Origin of the sequence: Kribbella alba (genome assembly GCF_039529635.1) — a bacterium.
GTDB classification, from domain to species: domain Bacteria; phylum Actinomycetota; class Actinomycetes; order Propionibacteriales; family Kribbellaceae; genus Kribbella; species Kribbella alba.
Map to the genome: position 1 here is coordinate 128,989 of NZ_BAAANE010000006.1, position 17,404 is coordinate 146,392.

Below are 17,404 nucleotides of genomic sequence, written 5' to 3' on the forward strand. Positions count from 1 at the left end.
GCCCGGTCATGCCTCGTGGTCGCCGCTGTGCTCGTCCAGCAGGACCTTGCCGTCATGCCGGATGGTCCTGATCCGCAGGCTGCCGTCATGGAACTCGTGCCGGGTCCGCCGGCACCCGCAGGCGTACTGCGTGTCGTCGAACCGGAGTCCCTCGAAGTCGTCCTCCTGGCTCCGGTCCCCGTCCACGACCCGCCCGCACGGTGCCCGCTCCTGGGTGAGATGAGTTCTGGTCATTGGGCCACCCCCTCGGCGGCTGAAGTGTTTGTGACTCACATCACGTCTGATAGTGCTCCTCGTCCTTCACAGCGGCAATGGCCTGTCCTGTCCCCGATAAAGGTCAGCGGGAGTACCTCCAGGCCGCCGGCGTCGACTACCAGGAGGAGAGCGGCACGTCGATCTACTTCCGCGACCCGGACGGGCACCCGGCTGGAACGGATCGCCGAGCCCCTCGGCCAGCTGTACGGCCTGACAGTGCTGTGGCCGGAGGTCAGTCCGCCTCGGACAACGGGACCGAGTGAATCAACGCGATCCGCCACTCGCCGTCGATTCTGCGGAGCACTACCGTGGTCGGTGCCGAGACGTGCTCCTGCACGCCGTCGAACAGGTAGTCCTGCTCGAGCCAGCAGGTCACCAGCCCGGTATCACCCCAGTTGCGCTCGTGCAGGTCGTTCAGTTCCGAGCTGAGGTCCTCGATCGCGGGTCCTACCTCGGCGAAGTACTCGTCGAGCTCCTTGCCGCTGCGGATCCAGCGTCGCGAGATCTCGTCCACCGCTTGCGCGTCGTCCGTCGCCATCGCGGTGATCGTGTCGAAATCCTTCCGGTCGAACGCGTCCATCAGCTTCCGGACCGTTGCCTCGAGTTCGGCCATCGGTCCCACCTCCCCAAGAATTGCCCGAGTTTGCCCCCGAACTCACCATCGCACCGCGGTGCAGGCACGTACAGGTTGACGGGCAATCGATGTCTGCGCAGCGGGCGCGGAGTATTTCGGCAGGTCGGCTGCCGAAGTCTTGACTTGATCGGGCTGGCACAGAAAGATCCGACGTCTACCCCTTGGTCTCTCCGCTCCGCAAGCCGAGGGGTCCGCCCCGCTCTTCAGGAGAGATCCGATGAGTACGCTCATACGCTCCCGCCTGCCCAAAATCCTCCTCACTCTGGCCTTGGTGGCCGGCCTGCTCGCCGCCGGAGGAGGGTCCGCCTCAGCCGCCCCCGGCACCACCGCGTGGCAGAACGGCTCGTTCGTGGTGGACACGCCCAACCTGGTCCGCCGCTCCGACGTCGTCCTCGGCCGGGCCAACTCCACACCCGCCGAGTCGATACCACTCGGCAACGGCGCCCTCGGTGCGGCAGTCTGGGCCGCCGGTGGGTTCACCGCCCAGCTCAACCGAACCGATACGTTCCCCGATCGCAAGTCGCTCGGCCAGTTGGTCATCCCGGGCTTGTCCCGGATGACCAGCGCCGCCGACTTCAGCGGCCGGCTCGACCTGTACGACGGGATGCTGCGCCAGTCCGGCGGCGGCATGACGATGACCGCCTTCGTCCGGGCCGACACCCAGCAGTTGGTGGTCGACGTGACGGGCGCTGACCCCAGCTCCGCCCAAACCGCGCAAGTGAAGCTGTGGAGCGGCCGCTCCCCGGCAGCTCGGGCGTCCGGCTCGGTCGCGGCCCTCGCCGAGACCTGGGTGGACAACTCCGGCGCCGGCGCCTCCGGGCGCACGTTCGGCTCGCTCGCCGGTCTGACCGCAGGCGGCCGCAGCGTCGATGCCTCCACCCCCAACTCGTTGACCGCACAGGTCTCGTTCCAGCCGAACACCGACGGCTCGTTCCGGGTGGTCGTGGCAGCACCGACGTGGACCGGTGGCGACTCGATCGCGACCACGAACACGGTCCTGAACGGAGCGGCGACGCGGCCGCAGCCGGAGGTGCGCGACGCGCATCTGCAGTGGTGGCACGACTTCTGGCGCTCTGCGGGGCTGATCAAGATCACCTCACCCGACGGCACCGGCGACTACGTCGAGAACCTTCGCACGATCTTCCTCTACGCCAGTGCCGCTCAAAGCCGCGGCACGCTGCCAGGTTCGCAGGCCGGCGTCGCGGACCTGTTCACGTTCTCGCAGGACAAGCGGGACTGGTATCCATCGGGCTACTGGTTCTGGAACCTACGGATGCAGGTCGGCGCGAACCTGGCCGCCGGCTTGCCCGGCCTGAACGATCCGATCTTCCGGTTGTACTCGAACAACCTCAACGAGATCGCCGCCTGGACCTCAGCGCATATGCCCGGCCGACAGGGCCTGTGCGTTCCGGAGACCATGAGGTTCAACGGCAACGGCACCTACAACGGCGGCACGAGCAACGCGTCCTGCGACTCGACCATTGCGCCGACCTACAACTCCCTCACCGTCACCACCGGTGCCGAGATCGGTTTGTGGGTGTGGCAGCACTACCAGCTGACCGACAACCGGTCGTTCCTGACGACGAACTATCCGCTGATCCGCGGCGCCGCCCAGTTCCTGCTCTCGCACGCGACGACCGGCTCGGACGGCAAGCTCCACACCCGATCCAACGCCCACGAGACCCAGTGGGACGTCACCGATCCGACCACCGATATCGCCGCCATGCAGGCGTTCTTCCCGGTGGCGGTCAAGGCGGCCCAGACACTCGGTGTCGACGCCGACCTGGTCAACCAACTCAACGCGGCGATCCCGAAGATCCAGTCGTTGCCGCGGACCGACACCGCGACCCAGACCCAGCTGCTCGGCCCGTCGTCGGATCCCAATGGCAACAACATGATCGGCCTGTCCACTCAGCCGACCGCCCAACGCCACAACAGCGAGAACATCGGCCTGGAAGCGGTCTGGCCGTTCAGCCTGGTCGGAGACACCGGACCGATGACGGCGCTCGGCCGGCGTACGTACACCTCGCGCAGCTATGTCAACGGCAACGACTGGAGCTTCGACGCGCTGCACGCCGCCCGGCTCGGCCTGGCCGGCGAGGTCAAGACCGCGTTGCTGGCCGCGATCAGGTCCTATCAGGTCTACCCGTCCGGCCTCGCGAGTTTCACCGGAGTACAGGCGTCCGAGCCGTACATCGAGCAGTCCGGAGTACTGGCGCAAACCGTGCCAGAGGCGCTCGTGCAGTACTACGACGGCGTACTGCGGGTCGCGCCGGCCTGGCCGAGCGACTGGACCGGCGAAGGCACTGTCGCCATCCCGCACAACTCGAAGGCGCACGTCCAGATCAGCAACGGCACTGCAACGACTGTGGCCATCACCTCTGGAGCAGCCCAGCAGCTCACTGTGCGGAGCCCTTGGCCGGGGCAGAGCGTGACCGTGGTCGACGGTCAGACGCGGGCGACCGTGGTCGGTCCGCAGACCAACGCGACCTTCGTCATCCCGGCTCAGGCCGGGCGGACCTACCTGGTGGAGCGGACCGGCTCACCGACCAACGCACAACCCTTCGAAGCCCTGTCCGGTACGCCGGCCACGGCGGCGAGGCGCTACGACCGAGCCACCATCGGTTTGCCGAAGGCAACCAGTGGTACCGGCACGGTCAGCCTCCTCGCCAGGGCGAACGGCAAGTACGTCACCGCCGGCACCGGAACGCCGCTGATCGCGAACAGCACCACGATCGGCACGGCTCAGCAGTACGAACTGACCGACCGGGGCGGCGGGAACATCTCCCTCAAGGCCAAGGTGAACAACCTGTACGTCGCCGCGGACAACGCCGGCGCCGCACCGCTGCTCGCCAAGAACTCGGCCGTCGGTTCCTGGGAGACCTTCCAGCTGATCCGCAACTCCGACGGATCGGTCAGCCTGCGGGCCCAGGTCAACAACAGCCTCGTGTGTGCCGAGAACGCCGGGGCCGCCCCGCTGATCGCCAATCGAACGGCGATCGGTCCGTGGGAACAGTTCGAGCTGATCAACAACTGAAGGAGTGTGCGCCATGACCAGAAGAGGTATTCGGCACACGTCCGTGCTGATCACGACCGTCCTGACAGCTGCCCTGGGCCTGAGCGCCCCGCTGGCCGAAGCCGGGTCAGTCATCCCGCCCGGCGACTACCAGCAGGTGTCGCTCGCCAGCGGTGGCAACGAGCTCGGCGAGGCGATGTCGCTGGCCGTACTGCCTGATCGAACGGTGATCCACACCGCGCGAGACGGCTCCGTGCGGGTCACCGACGCGGCCGGCAACACCAAGCTCGCCGGCAAGTTGACCGTCTACACCCACGACGAGGAGGGTCTGCAGGGCGTCGCGGTCGACCCGAACTTCGCGACCAACCGTTTCGTCTACCTGTACTTCTCGCCCCGATTGACCACTCCGGACGGCGATGCGCCGACCGACGGCACGCAGGCCGACTGGGACCGCTGGAAGGGCGAACTGCACCTGTCCCGCTTCGCCCTCAAGACCGACAACACTCTCGACCTGGCCAGCGAGAAGATCGTGCTGCGGGTGCCGAACGACCGCGGCCAGTGCTGTCACGTCGGCGGCGATCTCGATTTCGATGCTGCCGGCAACCTTTATCTCACCACGGGCGACGACAGCAACCCGTTCCAGTCCGACGGCTACACACCGATCGACGAGCGCACGACCCGCAACCCGCAGTTCGACGCGCAACGCACGGCCGGCAACACCAACGACCTGCGTGGCAAGCTACTGCGGATCCACCCACAGCCTGACGGGACCTACACGATCCCGAGCGGCAACCTGTTCGCGCCGGGCACCGCACAGACCCGCCCCGAGATCTACGCGATGGGCTTCCGGAACCCGTTCCGGATGAGCGTGGACAGGGCGACCGGAATCGTCTACCTGGGCGACTACGGGCCGGACGCCGGCGTCACCAATGCCAACCGTGGACCGAACGGCCAGGTGGAGTTCAACCGGATCACCTCGCCGGGCAACTACGGCTGGCCCTACTGCACCGGCACCAACACGACGAACGAGACCTACAACGACTTCCAGTTCCCGAGTGGGCCGTCCGGCGGCAAGTTCAACTGCGCGGGCGGGGTCACGAACAACTCCTTCCGCAACACCGGTCAGACCCAACTGCAGCCGGCCAAACCTTCCTGGATCCGGTACGGCGGTGATGCCGGCACGCCGCCGGAGTTCGGCACCGGCGGCTCCGAGTCCCCGATGGGCGGCCCGGTCTACCGCTACGACCCGAACCTCAACTCGGCGGTCAAGTTCCCGGCCTCGCTGGACGGCCGGTACTTCGCCGGCGAGTACGGACGCAAGTGGATCAAGGCGATCGAGGTGACCGCGGGTGGAGCGCCCGGTGACATCGGCGCGTTCCCGTGGACCGGCACGCAGGTGATGGACATGGCCTTCGGTCCGGACGGCGCCCTGTATGTGCTCGACTACGGCACGGGCTCCAACAACCAGGCGCTGTGGCGGATCGAGTACCGCGGCAACCAGAACCGCAACCCGATCGCCAAGGCGAGCGCGAACCCGACGTCCGGCGGGCGGCCGCTGACCGTGGCCTTCTCCTCCGCGGGGAGCTCGGATCCCGAGGGCGGCGCGCTGACCTATCGCTGGACCTTCGGCGACGGCGGAACCTCCACCCAGGCCAACCCGACGTACACCTTCAACACCGCCGGCACCTACACGGCGACGCTGACGGTGACCGACCCGGCGGGCCTGACCGGCTCGGCCAATGTGCAGATCAGCGTGGGAAATACCGCGCCGACGATCACCCTGCAGACGTCGCTCGACGGGCAACTGTTCTCCTTCGGGGACACCGTCGCGTTCCAGGTGAGTGTGAGCGACCCCGAGGACGGCACGATCGACTGCAGCCGGGTGAAGGTCACCTATCTGCTCGGGCATGACGATCACCGGCACCAGATCACGTCGAAGAACGGGTGCACGGGATCGATCGCAGTACCGGTGGACGGTGAGCACGACGCGGCGGCCAACGTCTTCGGCGTGTTCGACGCGGAGTACACCGACAACGGCGGGCTCACCTCGCACAGTGTCCGCACACTCCAGCCGCGCCATCGGCAGGCCGAGCACTTCAGCGCCCAGTCGGGAATCCAGCTGGCCGATCACGGTACTGCGGAAGGCGGCCGGACCGTCGGCTTCGTCGACAGCGGCGACTGGATCTCCTTCCAGCCTTACGCAGTGGGCAACGCCACGTCCTTCACCGCCCGGGTCTCCTCGGGCACTACGGGCGGGACCATCGAGGTCAGGGCCGGCTCGGCGACAGGGACCCTGATGGCGAGCCTTCCAGTGACGTCGACCGGCGGCTGGGACACGTTCGCGAACGTCTCGGCCAACCTGACCAACCGGCCGACCGGCTCGACGACGTTGTTCCTGGTGTTCCGGGGAGGCGCGGGCAACCTGTTCGACGTCGACTCCTTCACCATCGCCACGACTGGATCCATCGGTTCCACCCTGGAGGGCGAGGCGTTCACCTCGCAGTTCGGAGTGCAGGCGGCTACTCATGCCGGGGCAAGCGGCGGGCAGACCCTTGGCTTCATCGACAACGGCGACTGGGCGGGCTATTCCTCGGTGAGCACGGCCGGTGCCAGGACGTTCAGCGCACGTGTCTCGTCGGCCGGGGCGGGTGGCACCATCCAGGTCCGCTCCGGCTCGGCCACCGGCACCCTGCTCGGGTCGGTCACCGTCCCGGTGACGGGCGGCTGGGAGACGTTCCAGACCGTCTCGACCACCCTCACCGGTTCCGCCGCCGGCCCGTTGTTCCTGACCTTCACCGGCGGCGCGGGAAACCTCTTCGACGTCGACACCTTCACCATCTCGTGAGGAGATGCCATGACAACTTTCACTCGCCGCGAATCACTGGTGACCGGTGCCTTGCTACTGGTCGGCGGCCTGGTCGACTGGCGGCCCGCGTCCGCGTCCGTCTCCGCTCCCTACCAGGTACTGGTCTTCAGCAAGACGGCCGGTTTCCGGCACGACTCCATCCCGGCCGGCATCCAGGCGATCCGCGAGCTGGGCAACGCCAACGGCTTCACCGTCACAGCCACTGAGGACAGCGCGGCCTTCACAACGACCCAGCTCGCCGCCTACCGGGCCGTGGTGTTCCTCAGCACGACGGGCGACGTACTGAACGCGGCGCAGCAGACCGCGTTCGAGTCGTACATCAACGGCGGCGGTGGCTATGTCGGCGTCCACGCAGCCGCCGACACGGAGTACAGCTGGCCGTACTACGGTCAGCTCGTCGGCGCCTGGTTCCGTAGCCATCCGGCCATCCAGCAGGCGACGGCCAGGGTGGAGGATCGCACGCATCCGTCGACTAGCCACCTGGGCCAGACCTGGGTGCGCACGGACGAGTTGTACAACTACCGCACCAACCCCAGACCCAATGTGCGGGTACTGATCACGCTGGACGAGTCCTCCTACACCGGCGGCGACATGGGCGATCACCCGATCGCCTGGTACCACGCGCAAGGTTCCGGCCGATCCTTCTACACGGGGTTCGGGCACACCATCGCCTCCTACTCGGAGCCTGCGTTCCGCGCCCATCTGCTCGGCGGCATCCAGTACGCGGCCGGCGTCTCCGCGCAGCCTCACGTCGAAGGTGAGGCGTTCACCTCGCAGTTCGGCGTCCAAGTCGCCGGGCACGGGTCGGCGAGTGGGGGGCAGACGCTCGGCTACATCGACAACGGCGACTGGGCCGGCTACTCGCAGGTGAACACGGCCAACGCGACCAGCTTCAGTGCGAGGGTCTCCTCCGCCGGGGCAGGCGGCACGATCCGGATCCGGTCCGGCTCGGCGACCGGTCCGGTGCTCGGCACGGTGGCTGTGCCGGTGACTGGAAGCTGGGACACGTTCCAGACCGTGTCGACAACGCTCGCAGCCTCCTCCGGTGGGCCGGCCTTCCTCACCTTCAGCGGCGGCACCGGCTCCTTGTTCGACGTCGACTACTTCACCCTGCGGTAGCCCGGCCGCAGCTGTCCCGACGACCTCGATCTCGGTCACCGGCTGAGATCGAGGTCGTCGCGGACTTCAGTGGCAGTGGTCTTCGGTTTCGCGATGGGTTATCCGCGGGTCGCCGGCCACGGCGCCCAGGCCGGTGGTTCGGCCCTTGGGTTCTTCCCAAGGTTCCTGGCGGCCCAGGGCGGTGAGGTCGAGGGCGTTGGTGGTGAAGCCCATGGAGTCCGTGCCACGGCCGTACGTCGAGTACGTGTGGTGCACGTCGTCGTCCACGCGCAGGAAGCAGCTCATGCCGTGCAGGTCGAAGGGTTGACCGCCCTGGACATGCTCGTTGTTCTGCAGCTGGTCCCACTCGGACTTCGTGCGGTAGTTGTATTCGAACGGCACCACCGAGTCGTCCAGCGTCACGTGGTAGTCGTAGTTGAAGTCGTTCCCGTCCGACGAGTACCACGGGAACGTCCACCCCATCCGGGCCTTGAACGCGGCGATCTTCTCGTACGGCGCTCGCGACACCGCGGCGAAGGTGGTTCCCCGGTCGGTCAGGCCGTTCAGGTGCCCGATGTCGTCGGCGAACCCCGAACAGTTCGGGCACCCCGCATCCCACTCCGGGTGGAACATGAAGTGGTACACGATCAGCTGCAACCGCCCTTCGAACAGCTCGACCAGCCCCACCCGCCCGTCCGGTCCCTCGAACACGTAGTCCTTGTCCACCTCCACCATCGGCAACCGGCGGCGGTTGGCGTTCAGCTCGTCCCGGCGCTTGGTGAACTCCTTCTCCTCCGCCAGGAATCTCTTCCTGGCCTCCACCCACTCCGGGCGCGACACGATCTGCGGCAGCTCCATCGAAAACTCCTAGGTCGGACAGTCAGAATCACCCGCGACGTCGGAACCGGCGTACCGGTCTCGACATCGAGGAGGCGCTCGATGCTCGATCCGGTGGCACCATCGGAGTATGAGGGCGCGGCGGGTGGTGGCGGGGGTTGTTCTCGCGGCACTGGTCGGCCTGATGGCGGGGAGCGGGTACGTCGGGTGGGTGCTGGTCGAGCGGTCACGTCCCGTGGACCTGCCCACCCCGACCGGTGAGTTCCGAGTCGGCCGGACCAGCGTCGAGTGGACCGATTCGTCGCGGGTCGACCCGTTCGCACCGAAGCCGGGAGCTCCGCGCAGGCTCGCGGTGTGGATCTGGTATCCGGCCGAGGCCAATGCCACCGCGGCCAGGGCCGACTACGCACCGGACCTGTGGAGCGGACTCCACCTGCAGGGAGTCGCCTCGTTGTTCCAGGGTCCGTTCGAGATGCTGCGCGACCACGCCCTGCAGGATGTTGCGGTGGCGCCCGGCCGGTTCCCGGTCGTCGTACTCCAACCCGGCATGGGATTCGCTGCGCCCTTGTACGCCTCGTTGGCCGAGGATCTGGCCAGCCATGGCTACATCGTCGCCGGCGTCACCCCGACGTACAGCGCCAATCTGACCGTGCTCGACGGCCAGGCGATCGGCAGCACGAAGGCCGCGAATCCCGACAACCTCGGCGACAACACGCCTGGTGCCGACGCCGCTGGTGATCGGATCGTCGCCACCTGGGCCGCCGACGCGCGCTTCGTCGCGGCGACCCTGGCCGGACGAGGTGGCCTGTTCGCCGGGCGGATCGACACCGCCGCGAAGGTGTCTTATGTGGGGCACTCGTTCGGCGGCGCGGCGTCACTCGAGGCGTGCCATCTCGACAGCCGCTGCGCGGGGGCGGTCGACCTCGACGGCTCCCAGTTCGGCAAGGTGGTCCAGGCGGGGGTGAAGGCGCCGATCCTGCTGCTGGGCTCGGAGGACTCCTGTATCACCGCGACCTGTGGACCCAAGGCCAAGGACAACCCGGACGATCGTCGTCGGGCCCAGAGCCTGATCGACGCCAGCACCGGGCCGAAGTGGTGTTCGGTCATCCCGGGTGCGCGCCACTTCAACTTCACCGACTACAGCGCCTTCTACCTTGCCCAGCCGCTGCGGAAGTTCCTACCGCTGGGCAGCATCGACCCGCGTCGGGCGCTGACGATCCAGAACGGGTACGTCGTCACGTTCCTGGACCACTTCATCCGCGGTGGACCCGCGGAGGGCGCACCCACCTGTCGCACCGGCTCCAACTAGACAAGGTCGAGTTCGTAGGTCTGGCTGAGGAGGCCGGTGCCGAAGAGTTCGTGAGGCTCTTCCCCCGTGAGCTTGAAGCCGCGGTCGACGTAGAGGTGGCGAGCCGCGACCAGCGGGTCGTTGGTCCACAACACCATCCGCTTGTAGCCGGCAGAACGGGCGAACGCGAGGCAGGTGTCAACCAGCCGGGCCCCGAGACCGAGCCCTCGCCCCGCGGGCGCCAGGAGCAGTAGCCGCAGTTTGGCGGTGCCCTCGTCGGGACCACGGACGCAGAAGATGCAGCCGACCCGCTCGCCACCCACGGTGGCGATCCAGGCGGCCTCGCGCTGCGGGTCATGGTCGGCCGCGTAGTCGGCGACGATCCGCGCGACCAGCGCTTCGAACGACGAACCCCAGCCGTACTCGGCCGCGTAGACCTCGCCATGAACCATCACGACCCAGCCCAGATCGCCCGGCTGGTCCGCCGGCCTGATCACCATCTCGGACATGCACGTCCTCCCGATTGACTGACACGACTGTTTCAGTCAGCGATACTAGCTCTGTGGACCCGACGAAACCACCCCCGTCAGCGCGCCAGACCGAACTCCTGGAACGCGCCTACGCGTACTCGCTCACCCACGGGCTGGCTGATCTTTCGCTGCGGCCCCTCGCGACTGCGATCGGGTCGAGCCCCCGGGTGCTGCTGTTCCTGTTCGGCAGCAAGGACGGCCTGATCCGCGCACTCCTCGCCCGCGCCCGAGCCGACGAACTCGACCTGCTGCGTCAGCTCAACAGCCGGTACGACGAGCCGCCCGGCCTGGAGGTGGTCGGGCGAGAGCTGTGGACGTGGCTCGCCGCGGAGGAGCGCCGGCCACTCATGAAGCTGTGGGTCGAGGCCTACGGACGTTCGCTGGTCGCACCCGACGGGCCGTGGGCGGACTTCGCGAGCTCGACCGTGGACGACTGGCTCGACCTGCTCGCCACCGCACAACCCGCGGGCGAGCGGGGTTCGGATCGCGGGCAGGCGCGGCGTACCGGAGTACTGGCGATGTTGCGCGGAGCGCTGCTCGACCTACTCGCGACGGGTGACCTCGACCGCACGACCGAAGCCGTGAACGGCTATCTAGCCGACTAGTTCGAAGGCAATGGTGCGCGCGGCGATGTCAGCCTCGACCAGTTTGACGCGGACCGGCTGACCGAGCGGGAGCGGGGACGAACCCGTGACCCGGCCCTCGATCGCGAGCGTGGACAGGGCGACGATGCCGCGGCTGGGTTCACGTTCGTCGACGTCGGTGATCACGCCGTCGAACTCCGACCCGACCTGGTCGGCGACCAGCCCGGCCTCGACCATCGAGACGATCGACCGCTCATAGGCGTGGGCCTTGCGGTCGCACTCCTCCATGATCTTGGGGATGTCGTCCAGCGACTCGCGGATCCACTCCGGCACGGGAGTGTCCCCGCACAGCGCCACGCAGATCTCGCCGGTCCAGCGATCCACCAGCCGGCGAAGCGGTGCCGTGACATGCGCGTACTCCGACTTCATCGCGGCGTGTTCCGGCTGCTCCGGCACACCACCCGAGAACGAGGTGTAGCCGGCGCCACGGAAGAGCACCGTGCAGCCCGCGAGCATCGCCGCGTGCGCCGGCACCTTCGGGTCCAGCGCGTGGATGAAGGCCGCGTACGACGTGCCGACAGGCCACGCGATTCCCAGCGCCTTCGCGGTGTTCTCCAGTTTGCGGCGCAGGTCGTCGTGCGATTCGGGGAGTGTGCGGAGGATGCCGATCTCGCCGTACATCATCAGGTGCGCGGCACCCATCCCGGTCAGCAGGGAGATCTGCGCGTTCCAGCCCTCGATCGGCAGCGGCGCGCGAAACTCCAGTTTCCAGTCGCCGTTGGTGGGCACGACCTCCTGGTCGGGGATCGGCAGGTTCACGCCGCCGCGCTCGAGTTCGCGCTGCTCGCGCAGCTTGCCGACCTCGCGGAGCAGCTGGAGCGACTCCGACGCGGTACCGGCGTCCAGGTCCTTCTGAACGCCCGCATAGTTGAGCTTGGCCCGCGATTTCACCAGGGCGCGCTTGCAGGAGACGTCCGTCCCCTCGCCGGCCGAGTCGACCTGGATCGTCCACAACAGCGCGGGACGGACCTGGTCGGGCAGCAGCGACGCCGCGCCCTCGGAGAGCTCCGGTGGGTGCAGCGGAGTGCGCTTGTCCGGCGCGTAGAGGGTTTCGCCGCGCTTGCGAGCCTCGGCGTCGATCGGGTCGCCCGGCTGCACGAAGGCGGCGACGTCGGCGATCGCGTAGTACACGGTGTAGCCGTCGCCGTTGCGCTCGATGTAGACGGCCTGGTCGAGATCCATCGAGTCCGGCGGATCGATGGTGACGAACTCCAGGTCGGTGCGATCGAGCTCGGGCAGCCGGGGGTTCTGCGCCGCCTCCAGCGCGGCGGCGACCACCTCGGCCGGGAACTCCGCCGGAACCTCGAGCTCACGCCTGATCGCCTGCAGCGACGCGCGGAACACCTCGGGGACTTCCTCGGCGAAATGCACTCTCTGCAACGGCACTCGACCACTCCGTTCACTCCAGCCCACCACTGGGTTGTGGCAGGCGTAGGGGTCAGACTAGCGAGGGTTGCACGTTGAAGGACTTCAACGACGCCAAGCCGTCGGCGTACCAGTGGATCTCGGTGACGCTCGCCGGGCGCAGCTCCATCCGGAACAGCGACGACATCGGGGCCTGCAGGACGCCCCGGACCATCAGCTTGATCGGGGTCACGTGGGTCACCACGACGACCGTCTTGCCCGGGTACGCCGCGAGCACCGAGTCCCGCGCGGAGCGGGCTCTCCGGGCGCAGACGTCGAACGACTCGCCACCGGGCGGGGCGACCGAGGTCGAACCCATCCACGCGTTCAGCGCCTCCGGCCACTTCTCCTGAACCTCGGCGAAGGTGTGGCCGTCCCAGTCACCGAACGAGCACTCCACCCACCCGTCGTTCACCACGACGTCGAGGCCGAGCGCGGACGCCACCACTGCGGCAGTCTCCCGGGTCCGGCGCATCGGGGACGACACGACCGCGTCCACCCCACCGACGGTCGACAAGTACTGCGCGGCCGCCTGCGCCTGGATCAACCCGGTCTCGCTCAGCCCGGGGTCGTCCCCGCCCGAGCCGGAGAAGCGCTTGTCCACGGTGTGCGGCGTCTCGCCGTGCCGGAGGAAGATCAGCTGCGTCGGTGGTTCGGTCTGCGCGCCCCAGCCCTGCATCGCCTTCTGCTGATCGGACGGCTCGGCCGCCGGGCCTTCCGCGGGAACCACCTCAGCAGGGCGCAACGGGATCGGCTTGCCGTCGAGCGCCATGTTCGCCAGCGCATCCGCGGCCGCGTTCTGGGCCCGGGGAACCCAGGTCCACTCGGTGCCGAACGGCGCGAGACTCTGCGCCCTCATCGCGAGCGGCTTCATGTCCGGGTGCTTGATCTTCCAGCGGCCGGCCATCTGCTCGATCACGAGCTTGGAGTCCATCCGCACCTCGATCGAGGCGTTCGGCGCGTACTCCCTGGCCAGCTCCAGCCCGGCGATCAAGCCGCTGTACTCCGCCACGTTGTTCGTCGCGATGCCGAGCGTGGCCGCCTCCTGCGCGATCACCTTGCCGGTCGCGGGATCACGCACCAGCGCACCGAACGCGGCCGGTCCCGGGTTGCCCCGGGATCCACCGTCAGCCTCGACGATGACGTGCGTGATGCTCTCGCTCATACGCTGCTCTCCGAGGTACGGACGAGGATCCGCCCGCACTCTTCGCACCGCAGTACGGCGTCGGGCGGTGCTGCCTTGAACTTGTTCAGGTCGGAGGGCGCGAGCTCCATCCGGCAACCCATGCAGCGCTTGCCGACCAGCGGCGCGGCGCCGATGCCACCGTTCCGCTCGCGCAGCCGCTGGTACGTCGTGATGAGGTCCTCGGGAATCTCCGCCGCCGCGCTGGCGCGCTTGTCGCCGATAGCGGCACGCTGCTCGTCGAGCTCCTTGGTGGCCGCGTCGCGGGTGCTTTCGAGCTCGGCCTGACGACCGGCGAAGGCGTCGGCGCGGGACCTGAGATCCGCCTGCATCCCCTCGGCGGCCTCGAGCCGCTCCATCACCTCGAGCTCGGCGTCCTCGAGGTCCGAGATCCGGCGGTCCAGCGAACCGATCTCGTGCTGCAGGTTCTCCAGGTCGCGCGGCGAGGTGACCTGGCCGGAGTCCAGCCGTTGCTGGTTCCGCGCTTTGCGCTGGCGGACCTGGTCGACATCGCTGTCGGCCTTCTTCTGCTCGCGCTGCAGATCACTGACCAGGGTGTCCGCGCTGACGAGGTCGCGGTCGACCACCGACTTCTCCGCCGCCAGCTCGGCCAGGACCTGGTGCTCGGGCAGCGATTTGCGTTTGTGCGCGACCTGATCCAGCTGCAGGTCGAGATCCTGCAGGTCCAGCAACCGGCGTTGGACGGCGGGCTCGGCGTTCAGGGTCGACTCCTTAGATCAGGTTCAGTTGTCAGCGCTGCGACGGCCGTCAGAGCCGGAGCGTCCAGGCGTCGGTGCAGAGCGTCGAGATGTGAGTGTCCACGGTACTGCCCTGCTCTGCCAAGCCCGCGCCCAGGAGTCGTTCCGCATCCTTCAACCACGGCCACTCGCTGGCCCAGTGCGCCACGTCCACCAGGGCCGGCCCCCCGTCGTACGCGCGCGCCTCGGTCGCCGGGTGGTGCCGCAGATCGGCAGTGACATACGCGTCGACCCCGGCCGCGCGGACCCGGTCGAACTCCGAATCGCCCGCTCCCCCGACCACCGCGACCGTCTCGATCGTCCGCTCCGGATCACCGGACACCCGTACGCCGTGCTCGGTGCGTGGCAGGCTCTCGGCGACAAGCTGGGCGAATTCCTTCAGCGGGAGAGGCTGGGTCAGTACGCCGATCCGCCCGCCGCCGAGTGCGCTCGGCAGGGACGCCAGCTCGAACACGTCGAACGCGGGCTCCTCATAAGAGTGCGTCGCCTTCAACGCCTCCACCACGGCTCGCCGGCGCTTCCTCGGAAGCACCAGCTCGACCCGCGATTCCTGGACGTTCTCGATCTCACCGACCTGTCCGATCGTCGGGTTCGCGCCGGCGAGCGGGCGGAACGTGCCCGCACCGGTGGAGGTCCATGCCGCGCGGTCGTAGTGGCCGGTCCGGCCGGCTCCCGCTGCGGCGAGGGCATCGATCATCGCCTGGGTCTCGTCGATCGGCACGTAGACGACGATCTTGTCCATCGGCGCGGTCGGCATCGCCTTCAGCGGCCGGGTGTCGTTCAGCCCGAGTGCTTCGGCGAGGGCGTCGCTCACTCCGGGGTTCGCGTTGTCGGCGTTCGTGTGACACACGTGCAAGGCGGTGCCGTTGCGGATGAGGTCGTGGATCACGCGCCCCTTGGGCGTTGTCGCCGCGACGCTGTTCACGCCGCGCAGCAGGAGCGGGTGATGCGTCACCAGCAGATCGAACTTGCCATCGATCGCCTCGTCGACGACCGCTCGCAGCGGATCCACCGCGAACAACACCCGGCGCACGGGTTGCGAAGGGTCGCCGGTGACGAGCCCGACCGCATCCCAACTCTCCGCCCAGGCCGGGTCGTACAGCCTGTCCAGAACGGCCACCACATCACCAAGCGTCGGTTCCACGAGTCCCATCCTGCCGCACCTCCCGCTCGCCTTCGGGTAGCTGTGGTGAGGCCTCGGCGACCACAGGCCCGTAGTACCGGTCAGATCAGCCAGGCGGTGGTGTCGGTCGGCAGCTTGGCGCCCTCGAGCGGGCCGCTGGCCAGGACCACCGCGCCGTCGGGAAGCTCGACCGGAGCGGCGCCGAAGTTGGTGACGGACTGCCAGCCGCCCGGGCGCTTGAAGTTCAGCGCCCACGCGGTCCCGTCGACCCACTCCAGCCCCTCGCCGGTACGCAACCCCCGCCGAACGGCCAGAGCCTTCCGGTAGAGGCTCAGCGTGGACGAGGCGTCTCCCTCCTGCGCCTCGACCGAATACGACCCGAACCACCTCGGCTGCAACAGGTGCGATCCACCCGAGCCGAAGCCGAACGACAATCCGCCGATCGTCCAGGGCAACGGCACGCGACACCCGTCCCGGCCCTTCTCCGCGCCCTTCGACCGAAAGTACGCGGGATCCTGCAGGTTCGCCGCCGGCAGCTCACCGACTTCCTGCAGCCCCAACTCCTCCCCCTGGTACAGATACGCCGAGCCAGGCAGCGCAAGCATCAGCAGTACTGCGGCCCGCGCGCGGCGCAAACCCTGCTCGACATCGACCGTCGGCTCGGTCCCGTTGCTCAGCAGCCAGGCCTTGCCGTCCTGCCAAGCCCCGGCCGGATCCTTCGGCAGTCCATAGCGAGTCGCGTGCCTGACCACGTCGTGGTTCGAGAGCACCCACGTCGAGGACGAGCCGTTCAGCTCGGCCAGCGCGAGGTTCTCCTTGATCACCTCGCGGAACCGGTCGAAGTCCCAGTCCGCCTGCAGCAGGTCGAAGTTGAACGCCTGGCCCAGACCCTCCGCGCTGGCATACCGGGCCCGCCGGGTGGCCGGCACGAACGCCTCCGCGACCGCGGTCCGGGGCGGGTCGTACTCGTTCAGCACCTTCCGCCACTCGACGTAGATCTCGTGCACCTCTTCGCGATCCCACAGCGGGTGCAGGCCGTTCGACTCGGACTGCCGGGGCAGCGTGGTCTTGGACGGCAACGGCTCGGTCAGGTCCTTCACCAGCGCGTGCGCGACGTCCACCCGGAATCCGTCGACGCCTCGGTCAGACCAGAAGCGCAGCGTCTTCAGGAAGTCGGCGCGCACCTCGGCATTGCCCCAGTTGAGGTCGGGCTGCTCGGCGGCGAACAGGTGCAGGTACCACTGGCCGTCCTCGGTCTGGGCCCAGGCGGATCCGCCGAACACCGAATCCCAGTCGGACGGCGGCCCGGATCCGTCGAGCCCGGTGCCGTCGCGGAAGATGTACCGATCGCGGGCGGGCGATCCCTTCGGTGCCGCGAGCGCCTCGAGGAACCACTCGTGCCGGTTCGAGGTGTGGTTCGGCACGATGTCGACGATCAGCTTGATCCTGGCGTCGTGGAGTGCGCGCACCAACTCGTCGAAGTCGTCCAGCGTGCCGAGCCGCGGATCCACGTTGCGGTAGTCGTCCACGTCGTACCCGCCGTCGGCCAACGCGGACGGATAGAAGGGACTCAGCCAGACCGCGTCGATGCCCAGCGAGGTCAGGTATCCGACCCGGCTGATGATGCCCTGCAGATCACCCATACCGTCAGCGTCGGAGTCGGCGAAGCTGCGCGGGTAGATCTGGTACACGACGGCCTGTCGCCACCAGTCGGAGTCGATCGGGGCGCCGACGGGGATCACCAACGGTTCGGTGCTGGTCAAGAGAA

The 17,404-nt window shown here is 68.2% G+C and carries 14 protein-coding genes; 5 read left to right on the forward strand and 9 right to left on the reverse strand.

From position 1 onward, the window contains the following. Window positions 1-6: 6 nt before the first annotated feature. Window positions 7-234, reverse strand: a complete 228-nt coding sequence (locus ABD210_RS17580; protein WP_344112652.1) for a hypothetical protein — start codon at window positions 232-234, stop codon at window positions 7-9. A 253-nt stretch (window positions 235-487) separates the two neighbouring features. Beyond that, a complete protein-coding gene (locus tag ABD210_RS17585; protein WP_344112653.1) occupies window positions 488-868 on the reverse strand; it encodes a YybH family protein in 381 nt (126 codons plus the stop codon). Between the two features lie 238 nt (window positions 869-1,106). On the opposite strand from ABD210_RS17585, the gene ABD210_RS17590 reads away from it, so the two are divergent. From ABD210_RS17590 to ABD210_RS17600, 3 genes are read left to right on the forward strand one after another with little or no spacing between them, the layout of a single operon-like run. Then, entirely contained in the window at window positions 1,107-3,926 is a 2,820-nt protein-coding gene (locus tag ABD210_RS17590; RefSeq protein WP_344112655.1) for a glycosyl hydrolase family 95 catalytic domain-containing protein, read from the forward strand. Between the two features lie 13 nt (window positions 3,927-3,939). Then, window positions 3,940-6,750, forward strand: a complete 2,811-nt coding sequence (locus ABD210_RS17595; protein ID WP_344112656.1) for a carbohydrate-binding protein — start codon at window positions 3,940-3,942, stop codon at window positions 6,748-6,750. Window positions 6,751-6,759: 9 nt separating this feature from the next. Further along, complete coding sequence (locus ABD210_RS17600) at window positions 6,760-7,890, forward strand: ThuA domain-containing protein (RefSeq protein ID WP_344112657.1); 1,131 nt, start codon at window positions 6,760-6,762, stop codon at window positions 7,888-7,890. Between the two features lie 66 nt (window positions 7,891-7,956). Here ABD210_RS17600 and ABD210_RS17605 read toward each other — a convergent pair whose 3' ends face one another. Further along, window positions 7,957-8,727: a DUF899 domain-containing protein gene (locus tag ABD210_RS17605; protein ID WP_344112658.1), complete on the reverse strand. Its 771-nt coding sequence runs from the start codon at window positions 8,725-8,727 to the stop codon at window positions 7,957-7,959. 109 nt (window positions 8,728-8,836) lie between these two features. Here ABD210_RS17605 and ABD210_RS17610 point away from each other — a divergent pair, with 109 nt between their 5' ends. Then, window positions 8,837-10,015 (forward strand): alpha/beta hydrolase family protein, encoded by a 1,179-nt coding sequence (locus ABD210_RS17610; RefSeq protein WP_344112659.1) that lies wholly within the window; start codon window positions 8,837-8,839, stop codon window positions 10,013-10,015. Here the strand turns inward: ABD210_RS17610 and ABD210_RS17615 are convergent. Further along, window positions 10,012-10,503, reverse strand: a complete 492-nt coding sequence (locus ABD210_RS17615) for a GNAT family N-acetyltransferase (RefSeq protein WP_344112660.1) — start codon at window positions 10,501-10,503, stop codon at window positions 10,012-10,014. The two genes, ABD210_RS17610 and ABD210_RS17615, sit on opposite strands and share 4 nt — an antisense overlap. Before the next feature lie 53 nt (window positions 10,504-10,556). Between ABD210_RS17615 and ABD210_RS17620 the strand changes: the two genes are divergently transcribed. After that, window positions 10,557-11,129, forward strand: a complete 573-nt coding sequence (locus ABD210_RS17620) for a TetR/AcrR family transcriptional regulator (protein ID WP_344112661.1) — start codon at window positions 10,557-10,559, stop codon at window positions 11,127-11,129. On the opposite strand, the gene ABD210_RS17625 is transcribed toward ABD210_RS17620, so the two are convergent. The 5 genes from ABD210_RS17625 to ABD210_RS17645 form a co-directional block, all read right to left on the reverse strand. Continuing rightward, on the reverse strand, window positions 11,118-12,554 hold the full coding sequence (locus ABD210_RS17625; RefSeq protein WP_344112662.1) for an RNB domain-containing ribonuclease: 1,437 nt from the start codon (window positions 12,552-12,554) through the stop codon (window positions 11,118-11,120). The genes ABD210_RS17620 and ABD210_RS17625 overlap by 12 nt on opposite strands. A gap of 52 nt (window positions 12,555-12,606) precedes the next feature. Further along, the gene (locus tag ABD210_RS17630; protein ID WP_344112663.1) at window positions 12,607-13,737 is read right to left on the reverse strand and encodes a bifunctional RNase H/acid phosphatase; all 1,131 of its coding nucleotides are present in this window, start codon (window positions 13,735-13,737) and stop codon (window positions 12,607-12,609) included. Continuing rightward, complete coding sequence (locus ABD210_RS17635; protein ID WP_344112665.1) at window positions 13,734-14,447, reverse strand: zinc ribbon domain-containing protein; 714 nt, start codon at window positions 14,445-14,447, stop codon at window positions 13,734-13,736. Before ABD210_RS17635 ends, ABD210_RS17630 begins: the two co-directional genes overlap by 4 nt. Window positions 14,448-14,523: 76 nt before the next feature. Continuing rightward, window positions 14,524-15,666 (reverse strand): Nif3-like dinuclear metal center hexameric protein, encoded by a 1,143-nt coding sequence (locus ABD210_RS17640; protein WP_344112666.1) that lies wholly within the window; start codon window positions 15,664-15,666, stop codon window positions 14,524-14,526. 71 nt (window positions 15,667-15,737) lie between these two features. Then, window positions 15,738-17,399 (reverse strand): glycoside hydrolase family 13 protein, encoded by a 1,662-nt coding sequence (locus ABD210_RS17645; protein WP_344112667.1) that lies wholly within the window; start codon window positions 17,397-17,399, stop codon window positions 15,738-15,740. Window positions 17,400-17,404: the final 5 nt, after the last annotated feature.